This window comes from Antribacter gilvus (genome assembly GCF_003946865.1).
GTDB classification, from domain to species: domain Bacteria; phylum Actinomycetota; class Actinomycetes; order Actinomycetales; family Cellulomonadaceae; genus Antribacter; species Antribacter gilvus.
The window spans coordinates 178,194-195,256 of record NZ_QXTH01000003.1; the positions used below are offsets into that span (position 1 = coordinate 178,194).

15 protein-coding genes are annotated in these 17,063 nt (G+C 73.3%); all 15 read left to right on the top strand.

Going from position 1 to position 17,063, the window contains the following annotated elements; all coding sequences use genetic code 11:
- The first annotated feature begins 38 nt into the window (after window positions 1–38).
- The 15 genes from ndk (at window position 39) to lepB (ending at window position 17,028) form a co-directional block, all read left to right on the top strand.
- Window positions 39–509 (top strand): nucleoside-diphosphate kinase, encoded by a 471-nt coding sequence (gene ndk, locus D1350_RS06575; protein ID WP_125775137.1) that lies wholly within the window; start codon window positions 39–41, stop codon window positions 507–509.
- A gap of 154 nt (window positions 510–663) precedes the next feature.
- A complete protein-coding gene (gene smc / locus D1350_RS06580) occupies window positions 664–4,419 on the top strand; it encodes a chromosome segregation protein SMC (RefSeq protein WP_125775139.1) in 3,756 nt (1,251 codons plus the stop codon).
- A gap of 143 nt (window positions 4,420–4,562) precedes the next feature.
- Window positions 4,563–5,036, top strand: coding sequence for a hypothetical protein (locus D1350_RS06585; RefSeq protein WP_125775142.1), 474 nt, complete (start codon window positions 4,563–4,565; stop codon window positions 5,034–5,036).
- Window positions 5,037–5,089: 53 nt separating this feature from the next.
- Window positions 5,090–6,352 (top strand): signal recognition particle-docking protein FtsY, encoded by a 1,263-nt coding sequence (gene ftsY / locus D1350_RS06590; protein ID WP_125775144.1) that lies wholly within the window; start codon window positions 5,090–5,092, stop codon window positions 6,350–6,352.
- A 460-nt stretch (window positions 6,353–6,812) separates the two neighbouring features.
- Entirely contained in the window at window positions 6,813–8,117 is a 1,305-nt protein-coding gene (locus D1350_RS06595) for an ammonium transporter (protein ID WP_125775146.1), read from the top strand.
- Window positions 8,118–8,154: 37 nt separating this feature from the next.
- The gene (locus D1350_RS06600) at window positions 8,155–8,493 is read left to right on the top strand and encodes a P-II family nitrogen regulator (RefSeq protein WP_125775148.1); all 339 of its coding nucleotides are present in this window, start codon (window positions 8,155–8,157) and stop codon (window positions 8,491–8,493) included.
- A gap of 9 nt (window positions 8,494–8,502) precedes the next feature.
- On the top strand, window positions 8,503–10,293 hold the full coding sequence (locus D1350_RS06605) for a [protein-PII] uridylyltransferase (RefSeq protein WP_125775150.1): 1,791 nt from the start codon (window positions 8,503–8,505) through the stop codon (window positions 10,291–10,293).
- Between the two features lie 19 nt (window positions 10,294–10,312).
- Window positions 10,313–11,947, top strand: coding sequence for a signal recognition particle protein (gene ffh / locus D1350_RS06610; RefSeq protein WP_125775152.1), 1,635 nt, complete (start codon window positions 10,313–10,315; stop codon window positions 11,945–11,947).
- Window positions 11,948–12,005: 58 nt separating this feature from the next.
- Window positions 12,006–13,118 (top strand): amidohydrolase family protein, encoded by a 1,113-nt coding sequence (locus tag D1350_RS06615; RefSeq protein WP_125775154.1) that lies wholly within the window; start codon window positions 12,006–12,008, stop codon window positions 13,116–13,118.
- 272 nt (window positions 13,119–13,390) lie between these two features.
- Window positions 13,391–13,810 carry a 30S ribosomal protein S16 gene (gene rpsP / locus D1350_RS06620; protein ID WP_125775156.1) on the top strand — a complete coding sequence of 140 codons (420 nt, stop codon included), beginning with the start codon at window positions 13,391–13,393 and terminating at the stop codon, window positions 13,808–13,810.
- Window positions 13,810–14,049 carry an RNA-binding protein gene (locus D1350_RS06625; RefSeq protein WP_125775158.1) on the top strand — a complete coding sequence of 80 codons (240 nt, stop codon included), beginning with the start codon at window positions 13,810–13,812 and terminating at the stop codon, window positions 14,047–14,049. Before rpsP ends, D1350_RS06625 begins: the two co-directional genes overlap by 1 nt.
- 73 nt (window positions 14,050–14,122) lie before the next feature.
- Window positions 14,123–14,707: a ribosome maturation factor RimM gene (gene rimM, locus D1350_RS06630; RefSeq protein WP_125775160.1), complete on the top strand. Its 585-nt coding sequence runs from the start codon at window positions 14,123–14,125 to the stop codon at window positions 14,705–14,707.
- Between the two features lies 1 nt (window position 14,708).
- Complete coding sequence (trmD, locus tag D1350_RS06635) at window positions 14,709–15,530, top strand: tRNA (guanosine(37)-N1)-methyltransferase TrmD (protein WP_125775162.1); 822 nt, start codon at window positions 14,709–14,711, stop codon at window positions 15,528–15,530.
- Between the two features lie 264 nt (window positions 15,531–15,794).
- Window positions 15,795–16,148: a 50S ribosomal protein L19 gene (gene rplS, locus D1350_RS06640; protein WP_125775164.1), complete on the top strand. Its 354-nt coding sequence runs from the start codon at window positions 15,795–15,797 to the stop codon at window positions 16,146–16,148.
- 130 nt (window positions 16,149–16,278) lie between these two features.
- Window positions 16,279–17,028: a signal peptidase I gene (gene lepB / locus D1350_RS06645; protein WP_240643925.1), complete on the top strand. Its 750-nt coding sequence runs from the start codon at window positions 16,279–16,281 to the stop codon at window positions 17,026–17,028.
- The last annotated feature ends 35 nt before the right edge of the window (window positions 17,029–17,063 follow it).

Sequence of the window (17,063 nt, forward strand, 5' to 3'; positions counted from 1 at the left end):
GTCCGGCCGCCGTCATGCGCACGGCTAGGCTTGTGAGCATGACCGACGTCGCAGAGAAGACCCTGCCCGCCGACCCGACGACCCTCCCGGTGCTCGAGCGCACGCTCGTCCTGGTGAAGCCTGACGGCGTGCGCCGCGGCCTGTCCGGCGAGATCCTGCGCCGCATCGAGGCCAAGGGCTACACGCTGCGGGCCGTCCGGCTGATGGACGCCACGCCGGAGCTGCTCGCGGCGCACTACGCCGAGCACGAGGGCAAGCCCTTCTTCCAGCCCCTCGTGGACTTCATGCTCTCGGGCCCGGTCCTTGCCGTGGTGGCCGAGGGCCAGAACGTGATCGCGGGCTTCCGCTCGCTCGCCGGCGCCACGGACCCGACGGTCGCGGCGCCCGGCACCATCCGCGGTGACCTGGGCCGCGACTGGGGCACCAAGGTGGTGCAGAACCTGGTGCACGGCTCGGACTCGACCGAGTCGTCCGCCCGCGAGATCGGGCTCTGGTTCCCCGAGCTCTGACCTCGCTGGGCCGGAGAGTCCGCTTCGAGAACGTCATCAGGTGCCGCTACCACGCCGGTAGCGGCACCTGATGACGTTCTCGAAGCGGACCGGGAGCGGCCGAACAGCCCGCAGGGTCCCGCGAGAACGGCGTGGCGCCGGTTAGGCTCTCCCGGTGCACCTCAAGACGCTCACGCTCCGGGGCTTCAAGTCCTTCGCGTCGGCGACCACCCTGAACTTCGAGCCTGGCATCACCTGCGTGGTGGGCCCCAACGGCTCGGGCAAGTCGAACGTGGTCGACGCGCTCTCCTGGGTCATGGGCGAGCAGGGAGCGAAGTCGCTGCGCGGCGGCAAGATGGACGACGTCATCTTCGCCGGCACCTCCGGGCGTGCCCCCCTCGGTCGCGCCGAGGTCTCGCTGACGATCGACAACACCGACGGTGCGCTGCCGATCGACTACACCGAGGTGACGATCAGCCGCACGCTCTTCCGCAGCGGCGGGTCCGAGTACGCGATCAACGGCAACAACTGCCGCCTGCTCGACATCCAGGAGCTCCTGTCCGACTCCGGCATCGGCCGCGAGATGCACGTCGTCGTCGGCCAGGGCCAGCTCGACGCGGTGCTCCGGGCCACGCCCGAGGAACGCCGCGGCTTCATCGAGGAGGCCGCGGGCGTCCTCAAGCACCGCAAGCGCAAGGAGAAGGCGCTCCGCAAGCTCGACTCGATGCAGGGCAACCTCGCGCGCCTCGCGGACCTCACCGCAGAGCTGCGCCGCCAGCTCGGCCCTCTGGGCCGGCAGGCCGAGGCGGCCCGCAAGGCCCAGACGGTGCAGCGCGACCTGCGCGACGCGAAGGCACGCCTCCTCGCCGACGACCTGGCCCAGCTCCAGGCGCAGATGGAGCAGGAGCGCGCCGACGAGGCGGGCCTGCGCCGTCGCCAGGCGGAGGCCGAGGCGGCGCTGGCCGAGGCCCGCGGCGCGCTGGCCCGGCTCGAGGCCGAGGCCACCGCCGCGTCCAGCCAGCTCTCCCGCGCCGGTGACACCTGGTTCGCCCTGTCCCAGACGCGCGAGCGGCTGCGCAGCCTCCAGTCCCTGGCCGACGAGCGGGCACGGCTCCTCGGCACCGCCGAGCCGCAGCACCGTGGGCAGGACCCCGACGACCTCGACGCCCAGGCGGCACGCGCCCGCGCGAGCGAGGAGGAGCTCGCCTCCGAGGTGGAGATCGCCCGCGAGCTGGTCGAGACGGCCGTCGAGATGCGCTCCGAGGCGGAGGCAGCCGCGCAGGCGGCCGAGCGCTCCCACGCGTCGCTGCTCCGGGCCGCCGCCGACCGCCGGGAGGGCCTCGCGCGCCTGGCCGGTCAGGTCGCGGCGCGCCGCAGCAAGGTCGAGGCGGCCGAGGCGGAGCTGGACCGGCTCCGGGAGGCGGTCCTCGACGCGGAGCACCGCGCCGAGGAGTCGTCGCGCGAGTTCGTCGCGCTGGAGACGCAGGTGGTGGGGGTCCGCGAGGGCGAGGAGGGCCTGGACGCGGCGCACGAGGCCGCCGTCGAGGAGCTGCAGCTCGCGCGCCTCGCCGTGCAGGCGCTCGACGAGCGGCAGTCCCTGGCCGAGCGCGACCGCTCCGCGGCGGTCGCGCGGGTGGAGACCCTCCAGCTGAGCCTGGACCGCAAGGACGGTGCGGGCACGCTCCTGGCGGCGAACCAGCCGGGCGTGCTCGGCTCCGTCGCGGCGCTGCTGGGCATCGAGCCGGGCTTCGAGGACGCGGTGGCCGCGGCCCTCGGCCCGCTCGCGGACGCGGTGGCGGTCGCGGGTCTCGACGAGGCCGTCGACGCCCTGCGCCTCCTCCGCGACGAGGACGCGGGCCGCGCGAGCCTGGTGGTGGGCAGCGAGGGCGGCGGCGGCGCGCGCCCCGCGGGCGCACCGGACCGGCTCCCGGCCGGGGCCCGGTGGGCGACGGACGTGCTCACGGTGTCGGGCCCGGCGGCGGGCCCGCTGCGTTCGATCCTGAGCGACGTCGTCGTGGTGGACGATCTGGCCCACGCGCGCGCCCTGGTGCGCGAGCACCCGGGCATCGTGGCTGCGACCCGCGCGGGCGACCTGCTGGGCGGACGGCGGGCCTGGGGCGGCTCGGCCGCCGCGCCGAGCGTGCTGCACCTGCAGGCGGCCCTGGACGCGGCGCGCGCGGCGCTCGAGGACGCGGATGGCCGCCTCACGCAGACGGCGGCCGAGCTCGTGACGGCTCGCGAGAAGCTTCAGCAGGCGCAGGCCCGCAACGACGAGACGCTCGAGCAGCTCAACGCCAACGACGCGGCCCTGTCGGCCGTGGCCGAGCAGCTCGGCAGCCTGGGCGCGTCCGCCCGGGCGGCCCGGGCCGAGGCCGACCGGCACCGTGCCGCCCTGGAGCAGGCGGAGTCGCGGCGCGAGGAGGACGAGCTCGAGCTTGCTGCGCTGGTGGAGCGGCTGGACTACGCCGAGGAGGAGCCGGAGCAGGCGCAGGACGCCCTGGACCAGGTCCAGGCGGAGCGGGACGAGGCGATGGCAGCGGCGAGCGCCGCCCGCGGCCGCGAGACCGAGGCCCGGCTCGCCCTGCGCACGGCGGAGGAGCGGGCGCGTGCCGTGTCCGGCCGGGCGCAGTCCCTGGCCCGGGCGGCCGCGCAGGAGCGCGAGGCGCGCGCGCAGGCGGCGGCCCGGGAGGAGTCCCGCCGACGGGACGCCGAGCGTGCGGTCCTGGTGCGCCAGGGCGCCGCGATGGCGCTGGAGGCCATCGCCCGCTCGCTGGACCGGGCGGCCGCGGAGAAGTCCGAGTGGGAGGAGACGCGCGCTGCCGGCAACGAGCAGCTCACCGCGGTGCGCGCGTCCGTGGAGACGCTCGCCCAGGAGCTGCGCGACCTGACCGACGTGGCCCACCGCGACGAGGTGGCGCGGGCCCAGCAGCAGCTGCGCCTCGAGCAGCTTCAGGCCCGCGCCGTCGAGGAGCTGCGGATCGACCCGGAGGTGCTGGTCGAGGAGTACGGTCCGCACCAGCCCGTGCCGGTCTACGACGCGGAGGCCGCCCCGCCGGTCCGGCCGCTGCGCAAGGTCCTCAAGCGCGACGACGAGGGCAACCCGATCGAGTGGGAGCCCGACCCGGAGGCGCCGGAGGGCGCGGACGCAGCGGCGGGCGAGGACGCAGCCGAGGGCGCGGAGGCGACGCCGGGTACCCCGGCCGTCCCGGCCCCCTCGCGGGTCGGCCAGTGGCAGGACGCCCCCGCGACGACCGTGCCGTACGTGCGCGACGAGCAGGAGAAGCGTCTCCGGCAGGCCGAGCGGGCGCTGTCCCGCCTGGGCGCCGTGAACCCGCTCGCGCTCGAGGAGTTCGCGGCCCTGGAGGAGCGGCACACGTTCCTGGTGGAGCAGCTGGCCGACCTGAAGAAGTCCCGCCAGGACCTGCTCGGGATCGTCAAGGACATCGACGACCGCGTGGAGCAGGTCTTCGCCGAGGCGTTCCGCGACACGGCCGACAAGTTCCTCGAGGTCTTCCCGCGGCTCTTCCCCGGCGGCGAGGGCAAGTTGGTGCTCACCGACCCGTCGGACCTGCTGACCACGGGCATCGAGGTCGAGGCGCGTCCGGCGGGCAAGAAGGTGAAGCGGCTGTCGCTGCTGTCCGGCGGGGAGCGGTCGCTCACGGCGGTCGCGTTCCTGGTGTCGATCTTCAAGGCGCGGCCCAGCCCGTTCTACGTCATGGACGAGGTCGAGGCCGCCCTCGACGACGTGAACCTCGGCCGCCTGATCGAGATCTTCAAGGAGCTCCAGCGCGACTCGCAGCTCATCGTCATCACGCACCAGAAGCGCACCATGGAGGTCGCGGACGCGTTGTACGGGGTCACGATGCGTGGCGACGGCGTGACGACGGTGATCAGCCAGCGGCTCGGGGAGCGCGAGACCGCCGAGGTCTGAGCGGTGCCACGGGTGATCTTGCGCACAGTGCAACGCATCCTGTCCCTGTATGCGGCTTATGTACCGCGCGTCACCGAACCTGCCTCGGCGTGTCGTTGCGGTTTTCCCAGGCGTTCCGGGGGTTGCCACGGGACAATCGCTGCATGCTTTGGTCTCTCGTCCTCCTTGTGGTCTGCCTCCTCCTCGCCGCCTCTGTCTTCCTCGTCGCGGGTGTCATGGCCAACCCTGGCGGCGTGACCACCGTGGCGTCGCCCCGGGAACGGATCCGTGCCGGGCTGCGGCACCTCCGGGCGCAACGCGAGGCCCGGATCCCCGGTCGCGGCCGTGCCACCGCCGTGGCGCACCACGCCGTCGGGGCGCCCACCGTCTGGGTGGGCCGTCAGGCGTCGCCCGCGGGCCACAACCCGCGGCCTGCGGCTCCCGCCAGGCCGCCCCGGGCGTCCCGGACGTCCGAGCGCCCGGTGGACATGGACATGGAGGCGTTCTTCGCCGCGACCATCGAGGCCAAGCCCGCCTACGTGGATCCCGCGGAGCTGACGGACGCGCTCCAGCGCGCCCGCGCCCAGGCCTCGCGCACGCTCCACGTGCCCCTCGGCACGATCTCCCGCCCGCGCTGACCTCGTTCTGACCCCGCTCTGCCGGCGCGGGAGCGTCTGGGAGAATCCTTCTCGTGAACGACATCCCCTGGATCGAGATCATCACCGGCCTCGTGGTCGCCGCGGGCGGCGGCGGCGCGGTCGCATACCTCCGCGCCCGACGCCGGTCGCGCACGCCCGGCGACGAGGGCGCAGGCACGCGGCCCACCGCGGGCGGGGGCGCCGGCACCATCGAGGCCGAGCGCCCGGAGGCGCCCGCGGAGGCCGAGGCCGGGCCGACGGCGCCGGGAGAGGTCACCGCTCCGCCGCCCTCACCCCACGATGCGTCCTCGCTGCGCTCCGACGCCTCGCAGGGACCCCGAGGTTCGGGCACCCTCGCCCCCGAGGTGGAGCGGCCGGAGCCGGCCGCCGGACGGATGGTGCGCCTGCGCGACCGTCTGGCGCGATCCGGATCGCCCCTGGGGGCGCGGCTGCTGTCGGTCCTGTCGCGGGACACGCTCACGGAAGACGACTGGGACGAGATCGAGGAGGTCCTGCTCCTCGCCGACGTGGGCCCCGGGCCCACCACCGAGCTGCTGGACGCGCTGCGCACGCGGGTGCGTGTCCTCGGCGTGCGGGAGCCCGGCGCGGTCCGCGACCTGGTCCGCGAGGAGCTGGTGCGGCTCGTCGACCCCACGCTGGACCGCTCGCTGCACGTCGGACCGCGGACGGCGGAGGACGGCACGCCGCTTCCCGCCGTGGTGCTCGTCGTGGGCGTGAACGGCACCGGGAAGACCACGACGGTCGGCAAGCTGGCGCGCGTCCTGGTGGCGGAGGGGCGCACGGTGGTCCTGGGCGCGGCCGACACGTTCCGCGCCGCCGCCGCCGACCAGCTCCAGACGTGGGGCGCCCGCGTGGGCGTGCCCACGGTGCGGTCGGACCGGGACGGGGCGGACCCGGCGTCGGTGGCGTTCGAGGCGGTCTCGCGCGGCCGCGACGAGGGTACGGACGTGGTCCTGGTGGACACCGCCGGCCGGCTGCAGAACAAGGCTGGCCTCATGGACGAGCTCGGCAAGATCGTGCGCGTGTCGAGCAAGGTCGCCGCGCCCAGCGAGGTGCTGCTCGTCCTCGACGCGACCACGGGGCAGAACGGGCTCACGCAGGCCCGGGTCTTCGGCGAGGTGGCGGGGGTGACCGGTATCGTCCTGACCAAGCTGGACGGCACCGCCAAGGGCGGCATCGTGGTGCAGGTCCAGCGTCAGCTCGGGGTGCCCGTGAAGCTCGTGGGCCTGGGCGAGGGGCCGGACGACCTGGCGCCGTTCGACGCGGAGCAGTTCGTCGACGGGATCCTCGGCTGAGCCGGAGGTGCAGTGCAGGGTGGGGGCCGAGGGACGAGGCACGCGCCCGGAGCGGAGCCGCAGGCTTGGCAGAGCAAGGACATCGGCTGAGCCGGAGGTGCAGCGCAGGGTGGGGGCCGAGGGACGAGGCACGCGCCCGGAGCGGAGCCGCAGGCTCGGCCGAGCAAGGGCATCGGCTGAGCCGGAGGCTCGTGTAACCCTGTCCCGAATTGCCCGGGATGGACGCTTCGTGACGGCGGAGCGAAAAGCATGTGAAGTTACACCCGGGTCGCGGCACGGCAACGATCGGGTCACGATGCGAGATGACATTTCACCCAACGGTGACATGAAACGCAAGGTTTACATGCTTACGCCCTACGTCACACGTCCGTAACATCAGGGCATGCCCAGCGTAACGGCGCGCCGCGAACGTTGACCCGGGCCAGCCGCAGTGGCAGGTCCGGGGAGAGAGGCAATCAGGATGGAAGAGTTCGCACTGGACAGTGGCAACACTGCCTGGATGCTCATGGCCTCCTCGCTCGTGCTGCTGATGACGCCGGGCCTGGCGTTCTTCTACGGCGGCATGGTGCGTGGCAAGAGCGTCCTCAACATGATGATGATGAGCTTCAGCTCGATCGGCATCGCCGGTCTCATCTGGGCCCTCTACGGATACTCGATGACGTTCGGCGCCGACATCGGCGGCATCATCGGCAACCCGCTCGACTACTTCGGTCTGGCCATGGACGACTCCGAGTCGCTCATGGCGGCGACCGGCGTCCCCGCCCTCGTGGCGGCCGGGTTCCAGGGCACGTTCGCGATCATCACCGTCGCGCTCATCTCGGGTGCCATCGCGGACCGTGCCAAGTTCGGCACGTGGGTCGTCTTCGCGATCATCTGGGTCACGCTGGTCTACATCCCCATGGCGCACATGGTCTGGGGCGGCGGCCTCCTGGGCCCCGAGGGCATCACGAGCGGCCTGTCGGCACCGATCGACTTCGCCGGCGGCACCGTGGTCCACATCAACGCCGGCGCTGCCGCTCTCGCGCTGGTGCTGGTGCTCGGCAAGCGCAAGGGCTTCGGCAAGGAGCCGATGCGCCCGCACAACCTGCCGTTCGTGATGCTCGGCGCCGCGCTCCTGTGGTTCGGCTGGTTCGGCTTCAACGCGGGCTCCGAGTTCGCCGCCGACGGCACCGCCGGCCGCGCGTGGATCAACACGACCGTGGCGACCTGCGTCGCGCTGCTCGCCTGGATCGCCACCGAGAAGTTCCGCGACGGTGCGGCCACCTCCCTGGGTGCCGCCTCCGGCGTGGTTGCCGGCCTGGTCGCCATCACGCCCGCGGCCGCCTCGGTCGACGTCTACGGCTCCATCGCGATCGGCCTCGTCGCCGGCGTGCTGTGCTCGCTCGCCGTGGGTCTCAAGTTCAAGTTCGGCTACGACGACTCGCTCGACGTCGTGGGCGTGCACCTGGTCGGCGGCCTCGTCGGCACGGTCCTCATCGGCTTCTTCGCCACCGACCAGTACAACACCTGGTGGGCGGACGGCGGCATGGAGGGCCTCTTCTACGGTGGCGGCTTCACCCAGCTCATCACCCAGGTCGTGGTCGCGGTCGTCGCCGTCGCCTTCTCGTTCATCGTCACCTACCTGATCGCCCTGCTGCTCAAGGCGACCATGGGCTGGCGCGTCACGGAGGAGCAGGAGGTCGGCGGCATCGACCTGGCCGTCCACGGCGAGTCCGCGTACGAGGGCCTCGGGTCCACCGGTTCCACCATCACCGAGGTGCGCTGACCCTCGTGGTGGCGCCCGACTGTAAGGAGGTACGCGCATGAAGCTCGTCACTGGGGTCATTCAGCCCCACCGTCTGGACGACGTGAAGTCGGCTCTGGAGGCTGCCGGCGTCCGTGGGATGACCGTCAGCGAGGCCAGCGGCTACGGCCGGCAGAAGGGCCACACCGAGGTGTACCGCGGTGCGGAGTACACGGTCGACCTGGTCCCGAAGGTCCGCATCGAGGTTCTCGTGGCCGACGCCGACGCCGGCACGGTCACGGAGGCCATCATCGGCGCCGCGCAGACCGGCAAGATCGGTGACGGCAAGGTGTGGGTCGTGCCGGTCGAGGACGTGGCACGCGTCCGCACCGGCGAGCACGGCGATGCCGCGCTGTAGCCAGAGGGCATGACCGACCACCCGCTGCCTGACGGCGCGGGGGACGGCTCGAAGGCCCCGCACCCCACCCCTGGGGTGCGGGGCCTTCGTGACGACCTCCTCGCGACCGCGGCAGGACTCACCGGCCCCGGGCGCTCCGGCGTGGCCCGCCGCTCGACGCTGGCGTCGCTGGCGATCGAGCGCCTCGGCGTGCTGTACGCCGAGGCCACCGACGGCGTCGACCCGCAGGGCATCGCGCTGGCCGCCGTCGGCAGCCTCGGCCGGGGCGAGCTCGGGCCGCTGAGCGACCTCGACCTCGTCCTGGTGCACGACGGCCGCACCCACCGTCCCGAGGAGCTCCAGGCGGTCGCCGAGCGGCTCTGGTACCCGATCTGGGACGCGGGCCTGGACCTCGACCACGCAGTGCGCTCCCTGAGCCAGGCGCGCCAGGTCGCCACGAAGGACCTCCCGGCGGCGATCGGCTGGCTGGCGGTCCGGCCGGTGGCGGGGGACGCCGTCGTCGTGCACCGTGCCGCCTCGGCGGTGCTCACGGACTGGCGGGCCGCGGCGCGCCGTCGGCTGCCGGAGCTGCTGTCGTCGACCCGGGAGCGGGCCGCCCGCTCGGGCGAGCTCGCCTACCTGATCGAGCCCGACCTCAAGGAGGCCCGCGGGGGCATCCGCGACGCCGTGGTGCTCTCCGCGCTGGCGGCGACCTGGCTCACGGACCGCCCGCACGGGCGCGTCGACCAGGCCTACAGCCACCTGCTCGACGTCCGTGACACCCTCCACGTGGTGACCCGCCGTCGCTCCACCCGGCTGCTGCTCGCCGACCTCGACGAGGTGGCGGTGCAGTGCGGCCACGACGACCCGGACGAGCTCCTCGCGGCGCTCGCCGAGTCCGGCCGCGAGATCTCGTACGCGCTGGACATGACGGTGCGCCGCGCCCGGCAGGCCCTCCAGCGTCCGCTGACGTCCGGGCGGCCGCTCCTCGTGCGGGGTCGCCGCACGCCGCCACGGCTGCGGTCGGTGGGGGAGGGCCTCGTGGAGCACGACGGCGAGCTGGTGCTCGGCGTGGGCGCCCGGCCCGCCGACGACCCGCTGCTCTCCCTCCGCGCCGCCGCGACGGCCGCCCGCACCGGCCTGGCGCTCTCGCCCGTGACGATCCACAGCCTGGCGGAGTGCCCGCCGCTGCCCGAGCCGTGGCCGCCCGCGGCCCGCGCGCACCTGCTCGCCCTCCTCGGCTCGGGGGCCGCGCAGGTGCCGGTCTGGGAGGCGCTCGATCTCGCGGGCGTCGTCACGACCTGGATCCCGGAGTGGGCGGGGGTGCGCAACCGGCCGCAGCGCGCGGCGATCCACCGCCACACCGTGGACCGGCACCTCGTGGAGACGGCGTCGCGCGCGTCGCGCCTGCGCCGGGTGGCCGCACGGGAGAGCCCCGTAGGGGCCGACCTGCTCCTGCTCGCCTCGATCCTGCACGACATCGGCAAGGTCCGCGGGGCCGCCGACCACTCCGCCGAGGGCGCGCGCATCGCCCCGGTGGTGCTGCGGCGCATGGGCTTCGACCGCTCGGTGGTCGACGACGTCACGCGCCTGGTGCGCCACCACCTCACCCTCGCGGCGCTCGCGGTGGGGAAGGACCCCGCGGACCCTGCCACGCTCGCGACCCTGCTGGACGCGGTGGACCGGCGGCGGGACCTGCTCGAGGTGCTGCGGGTCCTGACCGAGGCGGACTCGAGCTCGCTGGGGCCCACGGGCTGGACCGCGTGGCGGGCACGGCTCGTGGACGACCTCACAGAGCGGGCGCGGGCAGCCCTCTCGTAGCCTCGACTACGCTTGACCCGTGTTCAACTCCCTGTCGGACCGGCTCACCTCGACGTTCAAGAACCTGCGCAGCAGGGGGCGGCTCTCCGAGGCGGACATCGATGCCACCGTGCGCGAGATCCGCCGCGCGCTGCTCGACGCCGACGTGGCGGTCTCCGTGGTCCGCGAGTTCACCGCCGCGGTGCGCGAGCGCGCGCTGTCGGCGGAGGTCTCGGCTGCCCTGAACCCTGCCCAGCAGGTCGTCAAGATCGTCAACGACGAGCTGGTCGAGATCCTGGGCGGCCAGACGCGCCCGCTCACGCTGGCCAAGGTGCCGCCCACGGTCATCATGCTCGCGGGCCTCCAGGGCGCCGGAAAGACCACGCTCGCCGGCAAGCTCGCGCTCGCCCTGCGCGAGCAGGGGCACACGCCGCTCCTCGTCGCCGCCGACCTGCAGCGACCCAACGCCGTCAACCAGCTGTCGGTCGTGGCCGACCGCGCCGGTGTGCCGGTGTTCGCGCCGCACCCCGGCAACACGAGCGAGGCTGACGACCCCGCGGCCGACGCCGTCCTGGTCGGCGACCCGGTCGCCGTGGCCCGCGACGGCGTGGCCGCCGCGAAGGCCCGCCAGCACGACGTCGTGATCGTCGACACCGCCGGCCGCCTCGGTATCGACGAGGTCCTCATGCGCCAGGCGGGCGACATCCGCGCGGCGATCCAGCCGGACGAGGTCCTCTTCGTCATCGACGCGATGATCGGCCAGGACGCCGTGAACACGGCCAAGGCGTTCGCCGACGGCGTCGACTTCACCGGCGTGGTGCTCTCCAAGCTCGACGGTGACGCCCGCGGTGGCGCGGCGCTGTCGGTCGCGAAGGTGACCGGGCGTCCCATCATGTTCGCGTCCACCGGCGAGAAGCTGACGGACTTCGAGGTCTTCCATCCCGACCGCATGGCCTCCCGCATCCTCGACATGGGTGACGTGCTCACCTTGATCGAGCAGGCGGAGCGCGCGTTCGACTCCGACGAGGCCGCGAAGATGGCCGAGAAGGTGGCCTCCGGCCAGGACTTCACGCTGGCCGACTTCCTCGTGCAGATGCAGCAGCTCAAGAACATGGGCTCGATGAAGAAGATGCTCGGCATGCTGCCGGGCATGGGTCAGATGCGCGAGGCGATCGACCAGTTCGACGAGCGCGAGGTCGACCGCATCGAGGCCGTCATCAGGTCCATGACGCCGGCCGAGCGCGACAACCCGAAGATCATCAACGGCTCCCGCCGTGCGCGCATCGCCAAGGGTTCCGGCACCACGACCACCGCGGTGAACCAGCTCCTCGAGCGGTTCGACAACGCGCAGAAGATGATGCGTCAGATGTCGCGCGGCGGCGGCCCAGGCGGCATGCCCGCCATGCCCGGCATGCCGGGGATGGGCGTGGGCAAGAAGTCCCGCGGCAAGCAGGCGCCCGTCAAGAAGGTCAAGGGCAAGTCGGGCAACCCGGCCAAGCGCGCGGCGCAGGAGCGCGAGGCGCTCCAGAAGGCGCTGGGCGGCCCGGCGGACGGTCCGACGTCGGCCCCCGGCTCGGCTTTCGGCGGCCTCGGCGCTGCCGCGAAGCCCGACGAGGCGCCCGACCTGAGCACCCTCGAGCTGCCCCCGGGCCTCGAGAAGTTCCTGGGCCGGTAAGGTCCGATCGCCGGCAGCAGGTATCTTCCTGGGCATCCGGGAAGATGAAGGAGAGGCATTGTCCGCGCTCGAAGGTCCGTCCGTGCATGTCCGCGGCCACATCCTGCTGGGCGACGACCGTGAGGTGGGTGAGCTCTGGGTCCGCGAGGGCAGGGTGAGCCTCACCCGGCCGTCTGCCCAGGGCACCTACATGCGCGTGCTCGACGGCTGGGTGCTCCCCGGCCTCGTGGACGTCCACTGCCACATCGGGCTCGACGCCGACGGCGCCGTCGGGCCCGAGGTCGCCCAGAAGCAGGCCGAGGCCGACCGGGACTCCGGCGTGCTCCTCGTGCGCGACGCGGGCTCGCCCGCAGACACCGGCTGGGTCCAGCAGCGCGGCGACCTGCCGCACCTCTTGCGCGCCGGGGCGCACCTGGCCCTGCCCAAGCGCTACCTGCGGAACTACGGCCTCGAGCTGGAGGACCCGTCGCAGCTTCCCGCCGCCGTGCGGGAGCAGGCTCGCCGGGGCGACGGCTGGGTCAAGCTCGTGGGCGACTGGATCGACCGGTCCCTCGGGGCGGACGGCGACCTGCGGCCGCTGTGGCCGGACGACGTGCTGGCCGAGGCGGTGGCGGTGGCGCACGCCGAGGCCGCCCGGGTCACGGTGCACGCGTTCGCGGAGGAGACGATCCCCGGGCTGCTCGCCGCCGGGGTGGACTGCATCGAGCACGGCACCGGCATGACCGCGGAGCACATGGCCCAGGCCGCCGCCGCGGGCGTGCCCGTGACGCCCACCCTGCTCCAGGTGGACCAGTTCGAGGCGATCGCCGCGCAGGCCGAGGGCAAGTACCCCCGGTACGCGGCGCGGATGCGGCGCATGCACGCCCGCCGCCACGAGCACGTCCGGAACCTGTTCGACGCCGGCGTCCCGCTCCTCGTGGGCACGGACGCCGGCGGCACCATCGCGCACGGCCGCGTCGCCGACGAGTGCGCCGAGCTGGTCGCAGCCGGGATCCCGGCCGCGGACGTGGTCGCGATGGCGTCGTGGCGGGCGCGGGACTACCTCGGGTTCGGGGGAGTGGTCGAGGGGTCGTCGGCCGACTTCGTGGTGTACCCGGCGGACCCGCGCGAGGACATCGGCGTCCTGCGGCACCCGAGCGCCGTGGTGCTCCGCGGCGAGGTCTACGACTAGTCGCTCCGGAGCCGCCGGGCTCAGCCGCTGCGGGCGCTCGTTCCTCGCGTCCTCGCGTCTTCGCACCGTTCCGGCGGCCCGGGACCGGTTGCCTCCCGGTGTGAGGTATCACTGGTTGGTGGGGCGTCGGGGCGTCTGGCACAATAGCCGGGTACTCGGCGTGCCCAGGCCCCTCTCTCCTGCGTTCGCCGTGTCCTGACCCCATCCACCTGCCCAACCCCACGGGCCTGGTGTGCGGGTCGCCAAACCAAGAACCAGGAGAGACCACCCAAGTGGCCACCAAGATTCGTCTCAAGCGCCTCGGCAAGATCCGCGCGCCGTACTACCGCATCGTCGTCGCCGACTCGCGCACCAAGCGCGACGGCCGCGTGATCGAGGAGATCGGCAAGTACCACCCCACTGAGGAGCCCTCGTTCATCGAGATCACCTCGGAGCGCGCCCAGTACTGGCTCGGTGTCGGCGCGCAGCCCACCGAGCAGGTGCTGAACCTCCTCAAGATCACCGGTGACTGGCAGAAGTTCAAGGGCCTGCCGGGCGCCGAGGGCACCCTGCGCGTCAAGGGCGAGAAGGTCGACACGGCGTCCGCCGTCGAGGCCGTCGCGCTCGAGGCCGAGAAGGTCAAGGCCAGGGCTGCCGAGAAGGCTGCTGCTGCTCCCGCCGAGCAGCCGGCCGCCGAGGGCGACGAGGCCTGATGCTCGCGGACGCCCTCGAGCACCTGGTGCGCGGCATCGTCGACCACCCGGACGACGTCCGGGTGGCCGGCAAGACGCTGCGCAGGGGAGACCTGCTCGAGGTCCGCGTGCACCCCGAGGACCTGGGCCGAGTCATCGGCCGAGGTGGTCGGACGGCACGTGCTCTGCGCACCGTCGTCGGTGCGCTGGCGACGGACGGCCCCGTGCGGATCGACGTCGTGGACGTCGACCGGCGCTGAGCCGAGGCGACACACACTGAGGCGAGGCCCGGTCCGCGACGGACCGGGCCTCGCTCGCTCACCGAGGAGAGACATGCAGCTCACCGTGGCCCGCGTGGGCAAGCCGCACGGTCTCAAGGGCGAGATCGCCCTGGACCTGCGCACGGACGACCCCGAGACCCGCCTGGCGGTGGGGGAGGTCCTGGCGACCGAACCTCCCGGTGCCGGGCCGCTCACGGTGACCCGCACACGCGTGCACCAGGGCCGCTGGCTCGTCACGTTCGCCGAGGTCGTGGGCCGCGAGGCGGCCGAGGCCCTGCGCGGCGTGGAGCTCGTCATCGAGGCTGACGCCTCCGACGAGGAGGACGCCTGGTACCCGCACGAGCTCGCGGGGCTGCGCGCGGAGCTGACGGACGGGACGGTGGTGGGCACCGTCGTGGCGCTCGAGCACATGCCCGCGCACGACGCGCTGCTGATCAAGGAGACCGGCGGCGAGCGCACGCTCGTGCCCTTCGTCCGGGCGATGGTGCCCGTGGTCGACGTCGCCGGCGGCCGGGTCGTCCTCGACCCGCCCGGAGGCCTGCTGGCCCGGGACGCGGAGAACGCGATCATCGACCACCCGGAGCCCTCGCCCTCGCCGGGGCCTGCGCCCGCCGACGGCGAGCCGGACGAGGACTGACGTGCGCGTCGACGTCGTCTCGATCTTTCCCGGCTACCTCGCGGCGCTCGACCTGTCCCTGGTGGGCAAGGCCCGCCAGTCGGGCCTGCTGGACCTGCGGGTGCACGACCTGCGTGACTGGACCACCGACCGGCACCGCACCGTCGACGACACCCCGTTCGGGGGCGGCGCGGGCATGGTCATGCGCCCGGACGTGTGGGGCACGGCGCTGGACAGCATCCTGTCCGCCGCGCCCGACGACGCCGCGGTCGCCCCGGGCGGTGAGCCGGCCCCGGGCGGCGCGCACCTGATCGTCCCGACGCCGTCGGGCGAGGTGTTCACGCAGCGCCACGCCGAGGCCCTCGCCACGGAGGACCACCTGGTGGTGGCCTGCGGGCGGTACGAGGGGATCGACGCGCGCGTCGCCGAGCACTACCGTGCGGCAGGCGTGGCCGTGAGCGAGCTGTCGATCGGCGACTACGTGCTCAACGGCGGTGAGGTCGCGGCGCTCGTGATGATCGAGGCCGTGGCGCGGCTGATCCCCGGGATGGTGGGCAACCCCGCGTCGCTGGTCGAGGAGTCGCACGGTGCGGCCGGGCTGCTCGAGTACCCCGTCTACACCAAGCCTCCGGCGTGGGCCGGGCTCGAGATCCCCGAGGTGCTGCTGTCGGGGCACCACGCCCGGATCGAGCGCTGGCGGCGCGACCGCGCCCTGGAGCGCACGGCGGAGCGACGTCCCGACATGGTCGCGGCGCTCGACGTCACGGCGCTCGACAAGCACGACCTGGCGCAGCTCCGCGAGCTGGGCTGGGTGGTCGAGGACGGGCGGCTGGTGCGTCGCTGACGCCGCCACGCCGTGTCGGGGCGGGCGCCACGTCGTGCGTCACAACGACCGCGGGCAGGCGCGGCGCCCGCACTGTGGCAGAATGGTGCGTCGGTGCGTCGCCGGTCAGGTCTCTGCCACAGGGGACGACCGGGCGGAGCCTGCAGGCCAGGACCGCCCCGACCGCGCACACGACGTACCGCACTTCTTCTGACAGCACCGGTCCGCTCCCCGTGAGACGGCCCACGAGATCGTGCCTGACCTGTGGCAGGCCCGGAGAGAACAATGCAGACGCTCGACATGGTCAACGCAGCCTCGCTGCGCAGCGATATCCCGGACTTCCGCGCGGGCGACACCCTGAAGGTCAACGTCAAGGTCGTCGAGGGCAACCGCTCCCGCATCCAGGCGTTCCAGGGCGTCGTCATCCGTATCCACGGTGGTGGCATCGGCGAGACCTTCACGGTCCGCAAGGTCAGCTTCGGCGTCGGCGTGGAGCGCACCTTCCCGATGCACGCCCCCACGATCGACTCTGTCGAGGTCATGACGCGCGGTGACGTCCGCCGCGCCAAGCTGTACTACCTGCGCGCGCTGCGCGGCAAGAAGGCGAAGATCAAGGAGAAGCGCGACACCGTGCGCTGACCCCGGTCGCACCCGGCTGTGCCCGACGCCCGGCCGCCCCTTCGGGGACGGCCGGGCGTCGTCGTGCCCCGGCCTGACCCCGGGTGGGGGACATTCGTGGCGAACCGCACCGAGATGGAAGAGTGGGGGTGTGACGAGCTCTGACACCCGTGAACGGGAGACGCGTACCGGCCCCCTGGCGATGCTGCGTGAGGTGGCGATCATCGTGGTGAGCGCGCTGGTGCTGTCGTGGCTGATCAAGTCGTTCCTGGTGCAGGCGTTCTTCATCCCGAGCCCGTCGATGGCACAGACGCTGGTCGAGGGCGACAGGGTCATGGTGTCGAAGCTGACGCCGGGGCCGTTCGAGCTGCGGCACGGCGACATCGTGGTGTTCGTCGACCCGGGCGGCTGGCTCGAGCCGCCCCTTCCTGTGGACCGCGGCGCGGTGGGTGATGCGGTGACGGACGGCCTCACGTTCGTCGGCCTGCTGCCCCAGGACTCGGGGGACCACCTGATCAAGCGGGTCGTCGGCCTGCCGGGCGACCAGGTCGTGTGCTGCGACGCCGACGGGCGGGTGAGCGTCAACGGCGTGCCGGTCGACGAGACGGCGTACATCGCCCCCGGCTCGCGGCCGAGCCAGGACCCGTTCGACGAGACCGTGCCCGACGGGATGCTGTGGGTGATGGGCGACAACCGCCAGGGCTCCAAGGACTCCCGGTACAACGGGCAGAGCCCGGGCGGTGCCTTCGTGCCGGTGGAGAACGTGGTCGGGGCCGCCTTCACGACGGTGTGGCCGTTCGACCGGGCCACCTGGCACACCAACCCCGAGGACGTGTTCGTGGACGTCCCGGCCGCAGGCGCCGCGGCCGCCGCGGCGCGTCGGGAGGACGCCGCGCCGTGACGTAGGGTCGTTTCGCTGCGTACCCACCGAGGTGG

Coding starts and splice junctions, on each gene's coding strand:
- D1350_RS06585 (WP_125775142.1), top strand. CDS start 4,563: ATGCTTTGGTCTCTCGTCCTCCTTGTGGTCTGCCTCCTCCTCGCCGCC.
- D1350_RS06600 (WP_125775148.1), top strand. CDS start 8,155: ATGAAGCTCGTCACTGGGGTCATTCAGCCCCACCGTCTGGACGACGTG.
- D1350_RS06625 (WP_125775158.1), top strand. CDS start 13,810: ATGCTCGCGGACGCCCTCGAGCACCTGGTGCGCGGCATCGTCGACCAC.
- D1350_RS06595 (WP_125775146.1), top strand. CDS start 6,813: ATGGAAGAGTTCGCACTGGACAGTGGCAACACTGCCTGGATGCTCATG.
- rimM (WP_125775160.1), top strand. CDS start 14,123: ATGCAGCTCACCGTGGCCCGCGTGGGCAAGCCGCACGGTCTCAAGGGC.
- ndk (WP_125775137.1), top strand. CDS start 39: ATGACCGACGTCGCAGAGAAGACCCTGCCCGCCGACCCGACGACCCTC.
- rplS (WP_125775164.1), top strand. CDS start 15,795: ATGCAGACGCTCGACATGGTCAACGCAGCCTCGCTGCGCAGCGATATC.
- D1350_RS06605 (WP_125775150.1), top strand. CDS start 8,503: ATGACCGACCACCCGCTGCCTGACGGCGCGGGGGACGGCTCGAAGGCC.